The sequence below is a fragment of the Streptomyces flavusporus genome (genome assembly GCF_046267975.1).
GTDB lineage: Bacteria > Actinomycetota > Actinomycetes > Streptomycetales > Streptomycetaceae > Streptomyces > Streptomyces flavusporus.
On sequence record NZ_CP176503.1, the window covers coordinates 397397 to 415424 of the forward strand.

At 70.2% G+C, this 18028-nt stretch carries 13 protein-coding genes and 1 pseudogene; 7 read left to right on the plus strand and 7 right to left on the minus strand.

Annotation, left to right across the window (positions count from 1 at the left end; all coding sequences use genetic code 11):
• Nucleotides 1-13 precede the first annotated feature (13 nt).
• Nucleotides 14-1114 (minus strand): Gfo/Idh/MocA family protein, encoded by a 1101-nt coding sequence (locus tag ACKTSN_RS02090; RefSeq protein WP_409467502.1) that lies wholly within the window; start codon nt 1112-1114, stop codon nt 14-16.
• A gap of 53 nt (nt 1115-1167) precedes the next feature.
• Nucleotides 1168-1779 carry a nuclear transport factor 2 family protein gene (locus ACKTSN_RS02095; protein ID WP_409467503.1) on the minus strand — a complete coding sequence of 204 codons (612 nt, stop codon included), beginning with the start codon at nt 1777-1779 and terminating at the stop codon, nt 1168-1170.
• A 227-nt stretch (nt 1780-2006) separates the two neighbouring features.
• Here ACKTSN_RS02095 and ACKTSN_RS02100 point away from each other — a divergent pair, with 227 nt between their 5' ends.
• Both ACKTSN_RS02100 and ACKTSN_RS02105 read left to right on the plus strand, forming a co-directional pair.
• On the plus strand, nt 2007-2588 hold the full coding sequence (locus tag ACKTSN_RS02100; RefSeq protein ID WP_385268038.1) for a TetR/AcrR family transcriptional regulator: 582 nt from the start codon (nt 2007-2009) through the stop codon (nt 2586-2588).
• A 312-nt stretch (nt 2589-2900) separates the two neighbouring features.
• Nucleotides 2901-3887, plus strand: a complete 987-nt coding sequence (locus tag ACKTSN_RS02105; protein WP_409467504.1) for a zinc-dependent alcohol dehydrogenase family protein — start codon at nt 2901-2903, stop codon at nt 3885-3887.
• 143 nt (nt 3888-4030) lie between these two features.
• On the opposite strand, the gene ACKTSN_RS02110 is transcribed toward ACKTSN_RS02105, so the two are convergent.
• Both ACKTSN_RS02110 and ACKTSN_RS02115 read right to left on the minus strand, forming a co-directional pair.
• Nucleotides 4031-4909, minus strand: a complete 879-nt coding sequence (locus ACKTSN_RS02110; RefSeq protein ID WP_409467505.1) for an alpha/beta hydrolase — start codon at nt 4907-4909, stop codon at nt 4031-4033.
• Between the two features lie 357 nt (nt 4910-5266).
• Nucleotides 5267-6154 (minus strand): helix-turn-helix transcriptional regulator, encoded by an 888-nt coding sequence (locus ACKTSN_RS02115; RefSeq protein ID WP_409467506.1) that lies wholly within the window; start codon nt 6152-6154, stop codon nt 5267-5269.
• Between the two features lie 131 nt (nt 6155-6285).
• On the opposite strand from ACKTSN_RS02115, the gene ACKTSN_RS02120 reads away from it, so the two are divergent.
• The 5 genes and pseudogenes from ACKTSN_RS02120 (at nt 6286) to ACKTSN_RS02140 (ending at nt 13155) form a co-directional block, all read left to right on the plus strand.
• Nucleotides 6286-7209 (plus strand): SDR family NAD(P)-dependent oxidoreductase, encoded by a 924-nt coding sequence (locus ACKTSN_RS02120; protein ID WP_409467507.1) that lies wholly within the window; start codon nt 6286-6288, stop codon nt 7207-7209.
• A gap of 457 nt (nt 7210-7666) precedes the next feature.
• Nucleotides 7667-8269: pseudogene (locus ACKTSN_RS02125) on the plus strand (alpha/beta hydrolase); the annotation flags it as partial.
• A gap of 294 nt (nt 8270-8563) precedes the next feature.
• Nucleotides 8564-9151, plus strand: a complete 588-nt coding sequence (locus ACKTSN_RS02130) for a quinone oxidoreductase family protein (protein WP_409467508.1) — start codon at nt 8564-8566, stop codon at nt 9149-9151.
• A 294-nt stretch (nt 9152-9445) separates the two neighbouring features.
• Entirely contained in the window at nt 9446-11374 is a 1929-nt protein-coding gene (locus ACKTSN_RS02135) for a maleylacetate reductase and hydroxyquinol 1,2-dioxygenase domain-containing protein (protein ID WP_409467509.1), read from the plus strand.
• A gap of 17 nt (nt 11375-11391) precedes the next feature.
• Nucleotides 11392-13155: an FAD-dependent oxidoreductase gene (locus ACKTSN_RS02140; RefSeq protein WP_409467510.1), complete on the plus strand. Its 1764-nt coding sequence runs from the start codon at nt 11392-11394 to the stop codon at nt 13153-13155.
• Between the two features lie 180 nt (nt 13156-13335).
• Here ACKTSN_RS02140 and ACKTSN_RS02145 read toward each other — a convergent pair whose 3' ends face one another.
• The 3 genes from ACKTSN_RS02145 to ACKTSN_RS02155 all read right to left on the minus strand — a co-directional run bounded on the left by ACKTSN_RS02145 (nt 13336) and on the right by ACKTSN_RS02155 (nt 18025).
• Nucleotides 13336-14205 (minus strand): helix-turn-helix domain-containing protein, encoded by an 870-nt coding sequence (locus ACKTSN_RS02145; RefSeq protein WP_409467511.1) that lies wholly within the window; start codon nt 14203-14205, stop codon nt 13336-13338.
• Between the two features lie 71 nt (nt 14206-14276).
• Nucleotides 14277-15383, minus strand: a complete 1107-nt coding sequence (locus ACKTSN_RS02150) for a low temperature requirement protein A (RefSeq protein ID WP_409467512.1) — start codon at nt 15381-15383, stop codon at nt 14277-14279.
• A 254-nt stretch (nt 15384-15637) separates the two neighbouring features.
• Nucleotides 15638-18025 carry an ATP-binding cassette domain-containing protein gene (locus ACKTSN_RS02155; RefSeq protein WP_409467513.1) on the minus strand — a complete coding sequence of 796 codons (2388 nt, stop codon included), beginning with the start codon at nt 18023-18025 and terminating at the stop codon, nt 15638-15640.
• Nucleotides 18026-18028 lie beyond the last annotated feature (3 nt).

The following is an 18028-nucleotide window of genomic DNA, read 5'->3' on the forward strand; positions in this document are numbered from 1 at the left end:
GGGGTCAGGCCGGTCAGGCCAGGGTCTGTGCGGCGCCTTCGGCGGAGGAGCGGTCGACGGCGTCCAGCAGCTGGTGGCGCGTGTGGGCGTAGGCGAAGTCGGGGACCGTGCGGGTCCCTTCGCGCAAGTCCCGTCCCAGGTGCGTGTAGAGCGCGGCGACGTTCCTGGCCGGGCCGGTGAGGCCTGCGGGGATGTCGGCGGAGTACGCGGCGGGGACCTCGACGTCGGAGACGCTCGTGTCCTTGCCGAAGCCGGCCTGGAGCGTGAGGTCGGTGACCTGGAGGTTGCCCCACGGGGCGGTCAGCACCAGGTCCCCGTCGGTGCCGTTGATCTCCCAGCGGAAGTTGTCGCCGCGCGAGGTGCCGCCGCGGTAGAAGACCGAGGCCGCGGCGCCGTTGTCCAGGGTGCCGATGAGGGAGATCTGGTCCGGGGCGGTCACCGGGACGACGGTGTTGCCGTCGTCGGTCACGGTGACCTGCGTGCGGCCCAGGACGAGGTTGGCCGACAGGTGGCCGAACTCCCCGAGAGTGACGTTGAGCGCGTCGATGGCGTGGAGGGCGGCGCCGGTCAGCGGAGTGGCGCCCTGGGTTCGGTCGTACCAGTACGCGTGTGCCCGGGTGGTCTCCGGGCCCCAGACCATGCCGGAGCCGACCATGGTGGTGCCGATGACCCGGCCGATCCGGCCGTCCTCGATCAGGCGGCGCGCGTAGCGGAGTTCGGGGTGGTAGCGGCCCTGCAGGCCGATGGCGGTGCGCACTCCGGCGGCCTCGGCGCGCCGGGTCAGCTCGGTGGCCTCGGCCAGGTTCAGGGCGAGCGGCCATTCGGCGTAGACGGTCTTGCCGGCGTCGATCGCCGCCGAGATCAGCTCCCGGTGGTGGGGAACCTTGACCGCGACCACGACCACGTCGACCCCGGGATGGGCGAGGAGGTCCGCGTGGTTGTCGAAGGCGGCCTCGACCCCGAACTCCTTCCCGGCGGCGTTCGCGGATTCCTGGCGCGAGGTGCTGACGGCGCGCAGTTCGAAGTCCGGCACTGCCTTCAGGGCGGGGATGTGGCTGATGGAGGCCCAGCCGCCCGGGCTGCCGCCGATGATGCCGACACCGATGGTGCTCATGTTGTCACTCCTGCGAATGGGCCCTGACGGGCTCATGGGGATGGGGTTTGTTGTTACTTCTTCGGCGCGGTGGACGGCGTCCAGTTGGGAACGGTGTCCACCCGGAACCGGGACAGGACAGTGCTGTCGATGTACCAGTGGCCGTTGATCCGCTTGTATGTGTCGTGGTACTCGCCGTAACCGTGGAAGCCGTTCCTGTAACTGGAGCCGGGCGGGAAACTCACGTAGTCCTCCATCGCCCAGACCGCCGTGGCGCGGTTTCCGTGCACCTGAATCTCCGGCAGGAATCCCTGGTGGGCGGTGGGGGCCTCACCCAGCAGCGCTGCCGTCTTCTCGGCGAGCTCCTTGCCGCTGTCGTACTTCGCGCCTACGTCGATGGTGGGGTGGGCGGTGAAGAGGGCAGCCAGCTTGGACCACTGCTTGCTGTCGAGGTAGCGGAAGTAACGCGCCTTCACCTGACGGATGTCCTCGATGTCGGCCAGCCGCTGCACCACGGCCGCGTCGGGCACGGCGGTGGACTGCGCCGGGTGGTGCTCCGGTGACGCGGGCTGGGAGGCCCAGGCTGCCGCGCCCGCGCCCCCACCGGCCAGCAGCGCGGCCACCGCGGCTGCGCCGGCCACACGTGAACGCCACGCGAAGGGCATGCGGGATTCCTGCTTGTCCATGCTGTGTGTCCTTTCGGCGCCGCGCCAGTACGCGGACGAAGGGTCATTGAGTCCTGGGCTTCGTACGAACGATCAGGCGCTCATTACGGGAGCGACGTGCTGCCGGTCGCGATCAGGTGACGTCCACCAGTAGACCTTATGTGGAACGAAGAGTCAAAAAATCTTTGACCAATGGACCCTTCTGGGAACGGGAATTTTTTATCTCTCATTCCTGATACGATGCGGTCATGGCACGCGTGAGGGAGTTCGACACCGAAAGGGCTGTGGAGGCGGCGATGAACGCCTTCCGCCGCAAGGGCTACGAGGGCACGTCGGTGCAGGACCTGGTCGACGCCACCGGCGTGGGCCGCGGCTCGTTGTATGCCGCTTTCGGCAGCAAGGAGGGCCTGTACTTGGCGGCCATGGACCGCTACCGGGAGCGGTACGCACTACCCATGATCGAGCTGCTCCGTGGGGGTGCGCCGGCCCGTGAGCTGCTGCGTGAGGTCCTGGTCGCCACGGTGGACGAGATCGTCGGTGACGGCGGCCGAAAAGCCTGCCTGATCGTCGGTGCCGCCGTGGAGCGGGTCGCCCGCGACCGGGAGGTAGCCGCCCATGTGCGGTCGACGACAGCCTCGTTGGAGGGCGCACTTTCCCAGGTCATCGCGGAGGCTCAGGCGGATGGGCAGCTGGCCGACACGCACGACGCCCGGGACCTGGCCCGGTATCTCGTCGTGACGATGCACGGCCTGCGGGTCATGGGTGCCATCGAGCCCGACCGGAAGTCACTGATGGCGGTTGCCGAGGCCGCGCTGAGGGCCCTGGAGTGACCCGCCCCGCGACAACCGCCCCGCACCACCGCTTGGCGGCTACGAGTAGCGGATTCGGACGAATTCCCGTCCTGTGGCCATGACCGGACGGCAACGGAGACCGGAACCGGGCACCTTGGGTGGGGCATGACCTGCGGCGCGGTGGCAGCACCCTGTCCTGCGTGCACACGATGCAGTGGTGGGATCGACGCGGGCGCCGTACCCGTGATTGCTGCACTCCTCGTCTGACCGGCAGCGGAACCGCCTCCGGTACCGGGGGAGCGGAACGGACGGACAGGCGGTCCCGGCCGTCCGCAAGACAAGGAGGGCACCGTGCGTGCACTGATTCTGGAAGAGTTCGACACCCCGCTGGTGCTGAAGGAGACCGATAAGCCCGTCGCCGGCCCGGGCCAGGTTCTGGTCAAGGTCAAGGCCAGCGGAGTCAACCCGCTGGACCTGAAGATCCGGGACGGGAAGGCCGCTCACGCCCGGAGTGAACTGCCCGCAGTGCTCGGGCTGGACCTGGCCGGCGTAGTCGAGCAGGCCGGTGACGACGTCACCGGCTTCGCCGCCGGGGACGAGGTCTACGGCCTGACCGGGGGCGTAGGCGATCTGCAGGGTTCGCTGGCCGAGTACGCGGCTGTCGACGCCCGCCTGTTGGCCCGAAAGCCCGCCTCGCTCAGCATGCGGCAGGCCGCAGCGCTGCCCCTGGTCTTCATCACCGCCTGGGAGGGCCTGGTCGACCGGGCTCAGGTCGGCCCGGGTCAGAAGGTCCTTGTCCACGGCGGAGCCGGCGGCATCGGCCACGTGGCGATCCAGATCGCCCGCGCCCGGGGCGCCCAGGTCTTCAGCACCGTATCGCCCGCGAAGACGGAATCGGTCGAGCAGTTGGGGGCGGTTCCGATCGACTACACCACCACGACCGTGGAGGAGTACGTCGCCCGGCACACCGGCGGAGAAGGTTTCGACATCGTCTTCGACACCCTTGGCGGTGCCGTACTCGACGCGTCCTTCAGTGCGGTCCGCACCTATACCGGCCATGTCGTGAGCGCTTTGGGCTGGGGAAGCCACAGTCTCGCCCCCCTGTCCTTCCGGGGGGCCACCTACTCCGGAATCTTCACCCTGCTGCCCATGCTCACCGGCCGCGGACGCGAACACCACGGACAGATCATGCGGGAGGCAGCCGCCCTCGCCGACACCGGAGCCCTCGTGCCCCGGCTCGACCCGCGGCACTTCACCATGGCCACCGTGGCCGACGCCCACGCCGCCGTGGAGAGCGGCACCGCTGAAGGAAAGATCGTGATCGACGTCGAGGAATGACCGCGCCGTCGGCCGGCGCGTGACGCCCCCCCTGTGCCTGGCGACCGGCGGGTTCGATCGCGATGGCCGGGACAGGAAAACACTTAGCATGCAGAAGGTGACCAGCGGGCTGTCCCGGAGAGCCCTCGGTTGCGCTGAGCGCTTTACAGTCCCTCCGACAGACGCGATGCAGCGGCGTTCCTGCGTCGACGCATCGCCATGACGAGACCGGCCCCCAGTGCTGTCGTGCCCGCGGCCAGGCCGACCAGCATCCAGGTGTGCTCGCGACCGGTGGCTGCGAGGCTCGGCGAGGACGACGAGGCGACGCCTGTGGCTCGCTCGATGAGACGGGTGAGTTCTTCGGGGTGCGAGACAGGTGCGGCGTGCGAGGACGGCACCTCGACGGAGACGGCGTTGGCCCTCTTGGCCATCCAGCGCTGCGCTGCGGCCGGAATGTTCTTGTCGTCGCTCGCGATCAGGTCGAACGACGGGATGGTCTTCCAGGCCTCTCCGCTTGCTTTGTCCGTGAGGGCCGTGTCGGCCACCGGACGCTGGGTGGCGGCCATGACGGTGGCCCTCGACGACGGGACGTCGGCAGCGAACTGTTTGTGGAACAGGTCCTGCTTGATGTACAGGTCCGTTCCGGTGCCGCCGCCGGGGAGCGGGAAGGGCACCTTCCTCAGGGTCTGCCCCAAGGTGCTGCCGGGGTACTTGGCGGCGAGTTCGCCCGCGCTCTCACCCTTCGCGGGGAGGAAACCGGCAGCGAACACCAGCGCCTTCACGTTGGCGCTGCCGAGGGCCGCCTCGTTGATGACCGAACCGCCGTAGGAGTGACCGACGAGGACGATCGGGCCCTTGATGCTGCGCAGCACGCTCGCGATGTAGGCACCGTCGTACTGCAGTCCCCTGAGTGGGTTGGCCGGAGCCATGACCGGATGCCCGGCGGCGCGCAGCCGCTCGACCACCCCGCTCCAGGCGGACGCGTCGGCGAACGCGCCGTGCACGAGGACAACGGTGGGCTTGTCGCCGGTCCCGGGCGCCATGCCGTCAGCGAAGGCTGGTGACACGGCCGCACCGCACGTCGCAGTGAACGCCGCGAGCAAGCCCACCCCGCGTATGAAACCAACAGGGACCGTGGAAAGGGATGCGCTCATCTGCGTGCCTTCCGTTGACATCTCCGGCTTTCGATCGTCGGAGTGCCATGGCAAACGGGCACTTCGGGAAGCGCATTCAGGTGACAGACGGGCTGCCGGGTTTCTCAAGCCGTTCCAGGGCCTCGGTCGCTGCGGTGAAGGCCGAGCGCCGTCAAGCCGGGCAGGGTGCGGGTGTCCCGCTCTGCGCGTTCCGTGGTCAGGGCTCAGGCAGCCGTACGGCTGACGGATGCGTGTCCGCCGCGCTTGTCACAGCGTGGTGCGCCGGGGCGGGTCGGTCTGCCGCAGCCGGGTACCGGCGACGTGCCCCGGGGCGTGCATGCTGGCGAGCAGGCGCAGGCGTTCCTCGGAAGCGCTGCCCGGCTCCGCGTGATACGTGATCAGTGTCTGCCCACCGGTGCCCGGGACCAGCAGCTTTTCGTAGCGCAGCTCCAGAGGACCGGCCTGGGGGTGCAGGAGCAGGCTGGTACCGCTGGTCTTGCGCTTGACGTCCTGCCGGGCCCAGAGCCTGCGGAACCGCTCACTGCGCAGGGAGAGCTCACCGAGGATCTCGACCAGGCGCGGGTCGTCGACGTCCGCGCCGACGACGGAGCGCAGATAAGGGGCGATCCGGGCGGTCATGTCCTCCCAGTCCTGATGGAGCTCCCGCATCTCTGGTTCCAGGAAAGCGGCGAGGATGCCGTTGCAGCCCGGGGCGTTGAACGGTGAGAGGGCGACGGCGAGGCTGTTGGCGGCGAGTACGTCCATGTACTTGCCGTGGATGTACGCCGGGGTGAGCGGCCAGGTGTCGATGAGGGCGCGGAGGCCCTCGCCGGCCCTCTCGGGCTTGCGGGGCCGCTTGCGCCGCGGGCTCGCCGGTGCGGCGATCTGCAGCAGGTAGGCCGTGGCCTCGTCATCCAGCCGCAGCGCGCGGGCGATGCTGCGCAGGACCTGCTCGGAGGGGTTCTTGTCGCGGCCCTGCTCCAAGCGGTTGTAGTAGTCGGAGCTGATTCCCGCGAGGAAGGCGACCTCCTCGCGGCGTAGCCCGGGGACGCGACGGTTGCCTTGATCCAGAACCCCGGCTTCGTCGGGCTGGACCAGTTCCCTGCGGGCGCGCAGGTAGCGGCCCAGTGTGTTGGCGTCTCCGGTGGCTGGCATGTTTCCAGCGTACGGAGGCATTCCGGGTCTCTGGGTGGCTCTGCCGGTCCCAGTCCCAGCCCGTCCTGGTCCGCCGGCGGCGTTCGGTGCAGCCTGGGGGCACAGTCCGTGAACCAGGAGGAATGGGTCACATGTCCCAGCTCTTCACCACGCCGTTCGACCGCGACAGCACCGCCTCGGAGGTGATCGAGGGCGTCGACCTGTCCGGCAGGCGGGTGGTCGTCACGGGGGCCAACTCGGGCATCGGCGTCGAGACCGCCCGCGCTCCGGCGGCCGGCGGTGCCGAGGTCACGCTCGCCGTGCGTCGTCCCGAGGCCGGCGAGCAGGCCGCGGCGGACCTGCGCAAGGCCACCGGGAACGACGCGATCCACGTCGCCCGCCTGGACGTGTCCGACCTGGAGTCGGTACGCGCGTTCACCGCTGCCTGGCAGGGCCCGCTGCATGCCCTGATCAACAACGCCGGAATCATGATGCCGCCGGAGCTCGAGCGCGGCACCGGCGGCCACGAACGGCAGTTCGCCACCAACTACCTGGGGCACTTCGCCCTGGCCCTGGGGCTGCACCGCGCCCTCGCCGACGCAGACGGTGCGCGCCTGGTCTCGGTGTCCTCCGGCGGCCACCTGTTCTCCCCCGTCGTCTTCGACGACATCGACTTCCGCTTCCGCCCGTACGACGCGCTCGCCGCCTACGGTCAGTCCAAGACCGCGGAAGTCCTCCTGGCCGTCGAGGCGCAGCGCCGCTGGGCCGGTGAGGGCATCACGGCCAACGCCCTGCACCCCGGTGCGATCGCGACCAGCCTGCAGCGGCACACCGGCGGCCTGCGGACGCCGGAGCCCTACCGCAAGACGGTCGAGCAGGGCGCCGCGACCAGCGTGTTCCTCGCCGCGTCGCCGCTGGTCGAAGGGGTCGGCGGCCGCTATTTCGAGGATGTCAACGAGGCGCCGGTAGTAGACGCCCGTCCCACTCAGCTCGGTGTTCCCGGCGTGGCCCGTTACGCGCTGGACCCGGCGAATGCCGAACGCCTCTGGGAGCTGGCGCGCGACATCGTCCGCTGAGCGCGCGGAAGTCTCCAGCCCCCGTTTCTCACCCGTACCGACGAAAGAACATCGCAATGAAGGTGACGATCAAGAAGGTCGGCTTCATTGGAACGCGGCATCGCCGGCGCGCCGGCCTGGTCGAAGCGGCCCATATGGTGACCGTGCCCGGAAGGACGCCCCAATGGAGCGGAGTGGCGCGTCACCGGCGTGCCCGGCGCCCGCCGCCGCCCCTGACCGTCTCCGGCACGGGCGGCCGATCCCGTCCGGCTGGGCCCGGTAGCAGGGACGACAGGGACCGTCCCAGCCGCGACGGCCACGATTGACTCAGTCGTACGGGTGGGAGCCGAGTTCGGCGGGGAGTGGCGGGCGAAGCGCTGATACGCGGCCTGCCGTGTCGTTCCCAGAGCCCGGCCGATGGAGCTCCATGATGCGCCCTTTGGCCGGGCGGCGGCCCCGGCGGTAGGGGCGCGCCCTGGAGGCGCACTACCCGGTGGCGATCGAGCAGGGCTACGCCGCCGCGCAGTGGGTCATGCGAGAAGGGGCCGCTCACGGTCTGGACCCGGACCGTATGGCGGTTGCGGGCGATTCGGTCGGCGGCAACATGACCGCCGCACTGGCACTGATGGCCAAGGAACGCGGCGACGTCCGCTTCGTCCAGCAGTCCATGTACTACCCGGTCACCAACGCCGACATGGACACCAAGTCGTACTCCGACTTCGCCACCGGCTACTTCCTCACGGCCAAGGCCATGGAGTGGTTCTGGGACGCCTATGTGCCCGACCGTGCGCAGCGCAGCGAGATCACCGCCTCTCCGCTGAAGGCGGATCTCGACCAGCTCTCCGGGCTGCCGCCGGCCTTCGTCATCGTCGACGAGGCCGATGTCCTGCGCGACGAGGGCGAGGCCTATGCGGCCAAACTCCGCGCCGCGGGAGTCGGCGTGACCACGGTCCGCTACGACGGGATCACGCATGACTTCATGATGCTCAACCCGCTCAGCGACACCCATGCCACACGCGCGGCCGTCGCTCAGGCCATCGCCATGCTCAGCAACGCCCTGGGAACGAGCGAGGAAGCGTAGACGCTCGAAGTCGGCCCGGTGACCGGGCGACGGACCGCCCGGCCACCGTAACCACTTGTGAGGACCACGACCGGGCCCAGGGGACCGAGGGCCCATTCGCGCGCTCCGCCCGGCAGGGCGCGAAGGCCGAACGGCTCCACCAGGAGGCGATCGGACGACTCGGGCGCACCCGGGTGTGGCCGCAGGCCACCGGGGATTCCGTCTTCGTACGCCCCGTGGCGGTCGACTTGAGATCTCGGGTCGCGGCGGCGCTCCACGAGGCGGGCGGCTTCCGGGTAGTTCAGGATCCCGGCCATGGTGGTCGTCGTCAACGACGAACGCCTCCTGGAACTGCCCGACAGTCTCGACTGGGCGGAGGGCTCGGCGCTGACGGTCAACTACCTGACCGCGTACCTGTCCCTGACCCGGGTCGGGCAGGTACCACCGGGACAGTCCGCTCTCGTCTCCGGGGCCACCGGAGGAGTCGGACACGCCGTGATGCAGACGAGCAAGGCGCTCGGGGCGCAGCCGATCGCCGTGGTCTCCTCCGCGCACAAGGCACGCCGGGCGATCGGGGCCGGGGCGACGGCGGCGATCGACCTGTCCTCGCAGGACGTCGACAAGGCCGTCGCCGGCCTCACCGACGGCCAAGGCGTCGGTCCGGCCCTGGACCCGGTCGGCGGTGCGCGCTTCGGCGAACTGCTCCGCAACGCCCGCCGCCACGGCATGCTCGTCTCGCTGGGATTCACCGGTGGCAGGCAGCCGGTGCTCGACCTGATGGATCTCATCGCCGCCGACCGGCACATCGCCGGTCACGGGCTGCACGCCGACAGCGACGAGAACGTCACCCCAGCCTCAAGGAGGTCGGTAAGCCGGCCGCCGGAGGCCGGCTGCGGCCGGTGATCGACAGCCGGTTCGCCCTGGACGACTTCGAGGACGGCTACACCCGTCCTGCCTCGCGGGAAGCGATTGGATCCATCGTCGTAGAGCTTTGATGGGCGTGCCGGCGGGCTGACAGCCGTCCGGCGGAGCGGATCGGGGTTCGGGGCGGCCCTCCCTGGAGCGGCAGCCGCCTGGCCCCGATGCGTCATTCGTGCAGCGGAATGCATCAATCGTGCAGGAGTTCACCCGCACGTAACCCGCAGACTCGGTGGCCAGGCACAACGCACCCCCACCGACACGCGGAGGCGATGCTCCATGCGGACGTTCGTGCACACATCCCATCCCGCACGGGTGGTCTTCGGTCCCGGTACCGTCGGCCGGCTCGCCGAGGAGGTGAGGCGGCTGGGTGGCTCCCGGGTGCTGCTGCTGTCCAGCCCTCCGCTCGCGGAGGCGTCCGCGCGGGTCCGGGACGCGCTGGGCGGCCTGGTGGCCGCGGAGTTCGACGGTGCCGTCATGCACACGCCGGTGGAGGTGACGGAACGGGCCCTCGCCGTACTGCGGGAGGCGGGCGCCGACTGCCTCGTGTCCGTGGGCGGCGGTTCGACGACGGGTCTGTCGAAGGCGCTGGCCCTGCGCACGGACCTGCCCCAGGTGGTCGTGCCGACCACGTACGCCGGCTCAGAGGTGACCCCCGTCCTCGGGGAGACGCGCGACGGGCGCAAGGTCACTCAGTCCTCGGCCGAGATCCTGCCCGAGACCGTCGTCTACGACGTCGACTTCACGCTCTCCCTGCCCCTGCCCATGTCGATCACCAGCGGTGTGAACGCGATGGCGCACGCCGTGGAGGCGCTGTACTCCGCGGACGCCGATCCGGTCACCGACGGCCAGGCACTCGACGCGATCGCCCGCATCGCGCGGGCGCTGCCCCGTCTGGCCGCCGACCCGGCCGACCGGGCGGCGCGGGCCGACCTGCTGCAGGCCGCCTGGCTCGCCGGGACGTGCCTGGCCACGGTCGGCATGGGTCTGCACCACAAGCTGTGCCACACCCTGGGCGGCAGCTTCGACCTGCCGCACGCCGAGACGCACACCGTGATCCTGCCGCACGCCATGGCCTACAACGCGCCCGCGGCTCCGGACGCGATGCGCCGCATCGCTCGGGCACTGGACGTGCCCGATGCCGCGAGCGGCGTGTACGACCTGATCGCCTCGCTGGGCGGGCCGACCTCGCTGCGCGACCTGGGCATGGCCGAGTCCGGCCTGGCCCGCGCGGCCGAGCTGGCCGTGGCGACGCCGTACCCGAACCCGCGGGAGCTGACCGCCGAGGGCATCGAGGGTCTGCTGGCCGACGCCTGGCACGGGCGCCGCCCCGAGGGTCCCGCCAGCACCGAGTCCACGCTGGCCGAGCTCACCGAGCGCGTCGTGGCGAGCTTCGCGCAGGCGCCCGACGGCCGCGTCCGCACCCTGCTCACCGGCCTGGTACGGCACCTGCACTCCTTCGTGGCCGAGCAGGACGTCACCGACGCGGAGTGGAGTCACGCGATCGACTTCCTCACCCGGACGGGACAGCTGTGCGGCCCGACCCGGCAGGAGTTCGTGCTGCTCTCGGACGTCCTGGGTGTCTCCAGTGCCGTGGATCTGCTGACAAACTCCCGCAGCCCCGACACCACCCCGTCCGCCGTCCTGGGCCCCTTCTACGTGGACGGCCCGCCCGAGGCCGCGCACGGCAGCGACATCTCCGGCGGCCTGCCCGGCACCCCGCTGTGGGTGGACGTGACGATCACCGACACGGCCGGTGAGCCGGTCAAGGACGCGGTCGTCGACGTCTGGCAGTCCAACGAGGACGGCTTCTACGACGTCCAGCTCCCCGACCTGGACGGCCCCGTCCTGCGGGCGCGACTGCGCACCGACTCCGAGGGGCGGCTCACGTTCTGGTCGATCCTGCCCTCGGAGTACCCCGTCCCGGACGACGGCCCCGTGGGACGGATGCTCACCGCGGTCGGCCGCCACCACTACCGCGCGCCGCACCTCCACTTCATGATCGACGCACCCGGCCACCGCCGTCTCATCACGCAGCTGTTCGTGGCGGGCGGCGCCTACCTCGACAGCGACACGGTCTTCGGCGTCAAGGACCGGCTCATCGTCGACTTCGCCCCGCAGACCGGGCCCACCCCCGACGGCCGCGCCGTCGACGGGGAGTGGCGCCGCCTGGACCACACCTTCCGCATCGCCCCCCTGGCCGACTGACCGAGGAGCAGCCCACTATGCCCCGTACGCATTCCTACGACACCGACGTCCTGGTCGTCGGCAGCGGCCCCGCCGGCGGCGCAGCCGCCCTGCTGCTGGCCACCTACGGCATCCGTACCCTCCAGGTCACCAAATACGGCTGGCTCGCCAACACCCCCAGAGCGCACATCACCAACCAGCGCACCATGGAGGTGCTGCGCGACCTCGGCGTCGAGGCCGAGGCGCTGGCGCAGGGCAGCCCGTCCCACCTCATGGGAGACACGGTGCTGTGTACCGCGCTCACGGGCGAGGAGATAGGCCGGATCCGCACGTGGGGCACAGGGCCCCACTCCCTCACCGAGTACACGTCCACCAGCCCCTGCCAGATGATCGACCTGCCGCAGACCTACCTGGAGCCGATCCTCACCACCAACGCGGCGGCGCGCGGCGCCAAAGTCCGCTTCGACACCGAGTTCCTGAGCCTCACACAGGACGAGGACGGCGTCACGGCCCGACTGCGCGACCGGGTCCGCGGCGACGAGTTCACCGTTCGGGCCCGCTATCTGATCGGCGCCGACGGCGGACGCAGCACCGTCGCCGAGCAGATCGGCCTGCCGATGGACGGACGCATGGGCAAAGCGGGCAGCATGAACATCGTCTTCAAGGCCGACCTCGCCCAGTACTGCGCCCACCGTCCCAGTGTCCTGTACTGGGTGCTGCGGCCCGGCGCGGCGACCGGCGGCATCGGCATGGGTCTGGTCCGCATGGTCCGGCCGTGGAACGAGTGGCTGCTGGTGTGGGGCTACGACATCGAGCAGCCGCCGCCCGCGGTCGACGAGGAGGAGGCGCGCAGGATCGTACGCGACCTCATCGGCGACCCGGACCTGCCGGTGGAGATCACGGACACCTCCCTGTGGACCGTCAACCACACCTACGCCTCCGCCTACTCGTCCGGGCGGGTCTACTGCATGGGCGACGCCGTCCACCGCCACCCGCCGTCCAACGGTCTCGGCTCCAACACCTCCGTCCAGGACGCCTACAACCTGGCCTGGAAGCTCGCCATGGTGATCCGTGGCGAGGCCGGACCGGCGCTGCTGGACAGTTACACGGCCGAACGCGCCCCGGTCGGACGGCAGATCGTCGAGCGCGCCAACCTCAGCCGCGACCAGTTCGGCCCGATCTTCGAGACGCTCGGCGTCGGCGCCGACAGCGACGAGCGGACCATCGCCGACGGGATCGCCGCGCTGCGGGCCGGTACCGCGGAGGGCGCCAAGCGGCGCCGCATGCTGGAGGAGGCCGTCCGGCTCAAGAACTACGAGTTCAACGCGCACGGTGTCGAGATGAACCAGCGCTACGTCTCCGGGGCGGTCCTTCCGGACGACAGTCCTGCCGAGGTCTGGGAGGAGGACCCGGAGTTGGTGGCCCGGCCGACGACCCGGCCGGGCGCCAAACTCCCGCACGCGTGGCTCGTGGACGGCAGCGGCGAGCGGATCTCCACGCTCGACGTCGTCGGCAAGGGCGAGTTCACCGTGCTGACGGGACTGTCGGGCGGGGTCTGGGACACGGCAGCGGACGCATGCCGCGACGAACTCGGCGTACCGCTGCGGTCCGTACGCATCGGCGACGACGACTCCCGTGACGCCTATGGCGAATGGAGCAGGGTGAGCGAGATCGCCGAGGACGGAGTCCTGCTGGTGCGCCCGGACGGCTACGTGGCCTGGCGCCACTCCACCGCACCCGAGACCGCGCAGGCGGCGCGCGACGCACTGCTCACCGCCCTGCGCCGGGTCCTGGGTCGGTGAGCATGGACAAGCAGGTGGCCACACCACAGAGGTGTTGGCAGACGTGATGGACGGTCAGTCCTTCGCCGTCGGCGGCTTCGGACGGACTCGCGACGCTCTGTATCGGGGTGGGACAAGCGCCGGCGCTGTTCCTGGAACGCTGACCCGGGGAAGTGGCGTCGGCCGCCCCTCTCATCCCTCTCATCCCTCGCGGCGCACGACGGCCGGTGTGGTGTCCAGGCGGGCCCGCATCACCCTGGTCAGGTGCTCCTGGTGGGAGAACCCGCACGCGATCGCCACCTGCCCGATCGGCGCGGACCCGGTACGCAGCAGCCGGCACGCGTGCTCCAGACGCAGCCCCAGCAGGTACTGGTGCGGCGACTGCCCCGTGCTCGCGCGGAACTGGCGCGTGAACTGACTGGAACTGAGCGAGGCCGCGGCGGCCAGGTCCGTGATCGGCAGAGGTTCGGCGAGCCGCTCCCGCATGAGGTCCCGTACGGCGGCGAGCTGTCGGTCGGAGAGCCCGGAACGGGCGGGCGACGGCCCGGCGGGACGGGAGGCGTGCCGCCGGGCGAGCTGCGCGGCGAGCATGCCCGTCAGATGGTCCACGTACGTACGGGCCGACGGCTCCCAGCGGCGCACGACACCGTCCAGCGCGGTCATGAGCTGTTCGGCGAGCGGGTCCGTGACACCCAGTTGTTCGGACAGCTCGACCGGTTGCCCCTCGTTGGCCTCGCGCAGCGCCTGGTCCGTCAGATAGGCGTGCACCGTGTCGAGACCGCCTCCGAGCTCCACGCTCAGTTCCCGGTCGGCCGGCTGCAGGAACAGGCCACCGGCCGGGATCGTCCGTGACCGCGCCGTGCTGCCCTGACCGCGCCGTACGGTGACGGGCCCGCTGAGATGGAGGATCAGCAGATGGGTGGGGGCGGGAGCGAACGCCGCCCGGTAGGACTGTTCCTGCTGGGAGGACACGTAGAGGTGCTCCCATCCGAGCCCCGCGCTGCTGTACCGAGGCCGTACGCCGGGCCGGCGCAGGATCCCCACCGTATCGGCCAGTCCGAGCTCCCGCACGGTGCGACCTCCTCGTAGCACCACTCCATTAGTTGAACAGTGAATCACAAGGAGGTGAGTGCGTCGAGGAGTCAGAGCGTTCCATGGACGTCTAGGAGGCGCGCGTCCCTTGTGACACCAGGCGGTGGTCGACGGTGGCGATGGCCGCCAGGCCCCCCCACCATGGTCATGCCGATCCAGCCGGCGATGGACGCCGTCGCTCCCAGCGGGACCGCGCACACGGCCCCCACCAGGCGGTCGGTAAGCCGTCCGCTTCCCAGCAGGCCCCGGTAGGCCGCGTGGCCCAGGAGGAACACCGCTGTGCCGCAGCCCAGCCACCACCGGTGCGCATGACCGTCGAAGTGGTGAATGGCGTCGGTGATTCCCGCGGCGACCAGGATGACGCCGACGATCATCACGAGATGCGCGCCGGTGAACGCGTAGTAGGCGAGCATCTGGCGACGGTGCTCGGTGGCCTTCTCGAACTCGGCGTCGGCCCGGCTTTCGTCCCCGTCGAAGTACACCCACCACAGGCCCGACGCCACGGCGATGCCCAACGCCACGCCGAGCGCCAGGGACGCGTCGACCGCGTGGTCGGCCGATCCCTCGGCGCCGAACCCGATGGCGACCACCGACTCGCCCAGAACGACCAGCAGGAGCAGTGCATGCCGCTCCACGAAGTGATGCGGCTCGAGGACGAAGCCGCGGATGCGGCCCAGGAAGGGTGAGAGATACAGGACCAGCACAGCGGCGGCCCAGCACACCCAGCCCCATGCTTCCGGCAGGTGCGGGGCGACGAGTACGAGAATGCCGGCCGCGGCGTTGAACGGCATGTTGCGCAGGATGGCCTGCCGCGCCGACGGGACATTGGCGGTCAGATAGACCACCCCGTGGATGGCGACCACGGCCAGATACGCCAGGGGGAAGGCCCAGCCCTCGGGTGCGAAGGCGTACGGCACGTCCAGCCCCATGATGAAGAAGCCGGTCATCGCGAGCATCAGCAGCAGGCGCACCTGCACCGCGTCGGGCCGCACCGCGTTGGTGAGCCACCCGAACCCGCTGAACATCCACCACACGATGACCATCGGGAACAGCCCCTGGAGGAGGCCCTCCCACCCGGGATGGCTCTCCACCGCGTGGGTGACCTGGGTCACGACGAAGACGAACACCAAGTCGAAGAAGAGCTCGGCCGGCGTCACCCGGCCCTGCGTGCGCTCGGAAGCCCACAGCCGTCTACGAGGGGGAAGCTCGCCCCGTCCGGTTCTGCCCATGGATGTTCGCGTTCCCTCATCAGCACCAGCGAACAGCCGTCCGCCGAGTCACTCGGCGGCGGATCCTACCTCGCCGCACAAGGCAGGATCACTCATGCGGACGGCCGCTTCGATGCCTCCGGCCGGCTTGCAGTACGCCGGCCGGAGAACCGTCCTCTCACGGTGTCCGCGAAGGTCCCGCCTCACATGCCGACATAGGCCGCCAGGTGCTCGCCGGTGAGGGTGGAGCGGGCGGCGACGAGGTCGGCGGGTGTGCCCTCGAAGACGATGCTGCCGCCGTCGTGGCCGGCGCCGGGGCCGAGGTCGATGATCCAGTCGGCGTGCGCCATGACCGCCTGGTGGTGCTCGATGACGATCACCGACTTGCCGGAGTCGACGAGCCGGTCGAGCAGGCCGAGCAGCTGCTCGACGTCGGCGAGGTGGAGGCCGGTGGTCGGCTCGTCGAGGACGTAGACGCCGCCCTTGTCTCCCATGTGCGTGGCCAGCTTCAGCCGCTGCCGCTCGCCGCCGGACAGCGTGGTGAGGGGCTGGCCGAGGGTGAGGTAGCCGAGTCCGACGTCGGCGAGCCGGTCGAGGATCTTGTGCGCGGCCGGCGTGCGCGCCTCGCCGGCGCCGAAGAACTCCTCGGCCTCGGTCACCGACATCGCGAGCACCTCGCTGATGTCGCGGCCGCCGAGGTGGTACTCCAGCACCGATGCCTGGAACCGCTTGCCCTCGCAGTCCTCGCAGGGCGTGTCGACGCCGGCCATCATCCCCAGGTCGACGTAGACGACGCCGGCGCCGTTGCAGGTCGGGCAGGCGCCCTCGGAGTTGGCGCTGAACAGCGCCGGCTTCACGCCGTTGGTCTTCGCGAACGCCTTGCGGATCGGGTCGAGCAGTCCGGTGTACGTCGCTGGGTTGCTGCGCCGGGAGCCACGGATCGGGGCCTGGTCGACCGCCACCACACCCTCGGCGGCGGGGATCGAACCGTGCACGAGCGAACTCTTGCCGGAGCCGGCGACGCCGGTGACGACGGTCAGCACTCCGAGCGGGATATCAACGTCGACGCCCCGCAGGTTGTTCGCCGTCGCGCCGCGGATCTCCAGCGCGCCGGTGGGCTTGCGCACCGACTCCTTGAGGGCGGCTCGGTCGTCGAGATGGCGGCCGGTGATGGTGTCGGAGGCCCGCAGCCCCTCGAGGGTGCCCTCGAAGCAGACGGTGCCGCCCGCCGTACCGGCACCGGGGCCGAGGTCGACGACGTGGTCGGCGATCGCGATCGCCTCCGGCTTGTGCTCCACGACGAGCACCGTGTTGCCCTTGTCCCGCAGCCGCAGCAGCAGGTTGTTCATCCGCTGGATGTCATGGGGGTGCAGGCCGATGGTGGGCTCGTCGAAGACGTAGGTGACGTCGGTGAGTGAGGAACCGAGGTGGCGGATCATCTTGACGCGCTGCGCCTCACCGCCCGACAGCGTGCCCGCCGGCCGGTCGAGCGCGAGATAGCCGAGGCCGATCTCCACGAACGAGTCGAGGGTCTGCTGCAGCGCGGTGAGCAGCGGCGCCACCGACGGCTCCGCTATGCCGCGGACCCATTCGGCGAGGTCGCGGATCTCCATCGAGCAGGCGTCGGCGATGGAGATCCCCTTGATCTTCGACGACCGGGCCCCTGCGCTGAGCCGGGTGCCGTCGCACTCGGGGCAGGTGGTGAAGGTGACCGCCCGCTCCACGAACGCCCGGATGTGCGGCTGCATCGATTCCTTGTCCTTGGACAGGAACGACTTCTGGATCTTCGGGATCAGGCCCTCGTAGGTGAGGTTGATGCCGTTCACCTTGACCTTGACCGGCTCCCCGTAGAGGAAGGCCTGCCTCTCCTTCTTGGTGTACTCGCGGATCGGCTTGTCCGGGTCGACGAAGCCGGACTGGGCGTAGAGCTGCACGGTCCACTGGCTGTCCGACTTCCAGCCGGGGATGGTGAACGCGCCCTCGGACAGCGACTTGGAGTCGTCGTAGAGCTGGGTGAGGTCGATGTCGGAGACGGTGCCCCGGCCCTCGCAGCGCGTGCACATGCCGCCGATGCGCTCGAAGGTCGCCTTCTCGGCCTTGGTCTTGGCGCCGCGCTCGACCGTGATCGCCCCGCTCGCCCGGACCGAGGCGGTGTTGAAGGAGTACGCGCTGGGCGGGCCGATGTGCGGCTCGCCGAGCCGGCTGAAGAGGATGCGCAGCATCGCGTTGGCGTCGGTGGCGGTGCCGACCGTGGAGCGGGGGTCGGCACCCATCCGCTGTTGGTCGACGATGATCGCGGTCGTCAGCCCGTCCAGCACGTCGACCTCGGGCCGCGCCAGCGTCGGCATGAAGCCCTGCACGAAAGCGCTGTAGGTTTCGTTGATCAGCCGCTGCGACTCCGCGGCGATCGTGTCGAACACCAGCGAGCTCTTGCCCGAGCCGGACACGCCGGTGAACACCGTCAGCCGGCGCTTCGGGATCTCGATGCTGACGTCCTTGAGGTTGTTCTCGCGCGCACCGTGCACGCGGATCAGATCGTGGCTGTCGGCAGCGTGCAGCGCAGGCGACTGCGCGTCCGTCGTCTTGGCCATGCT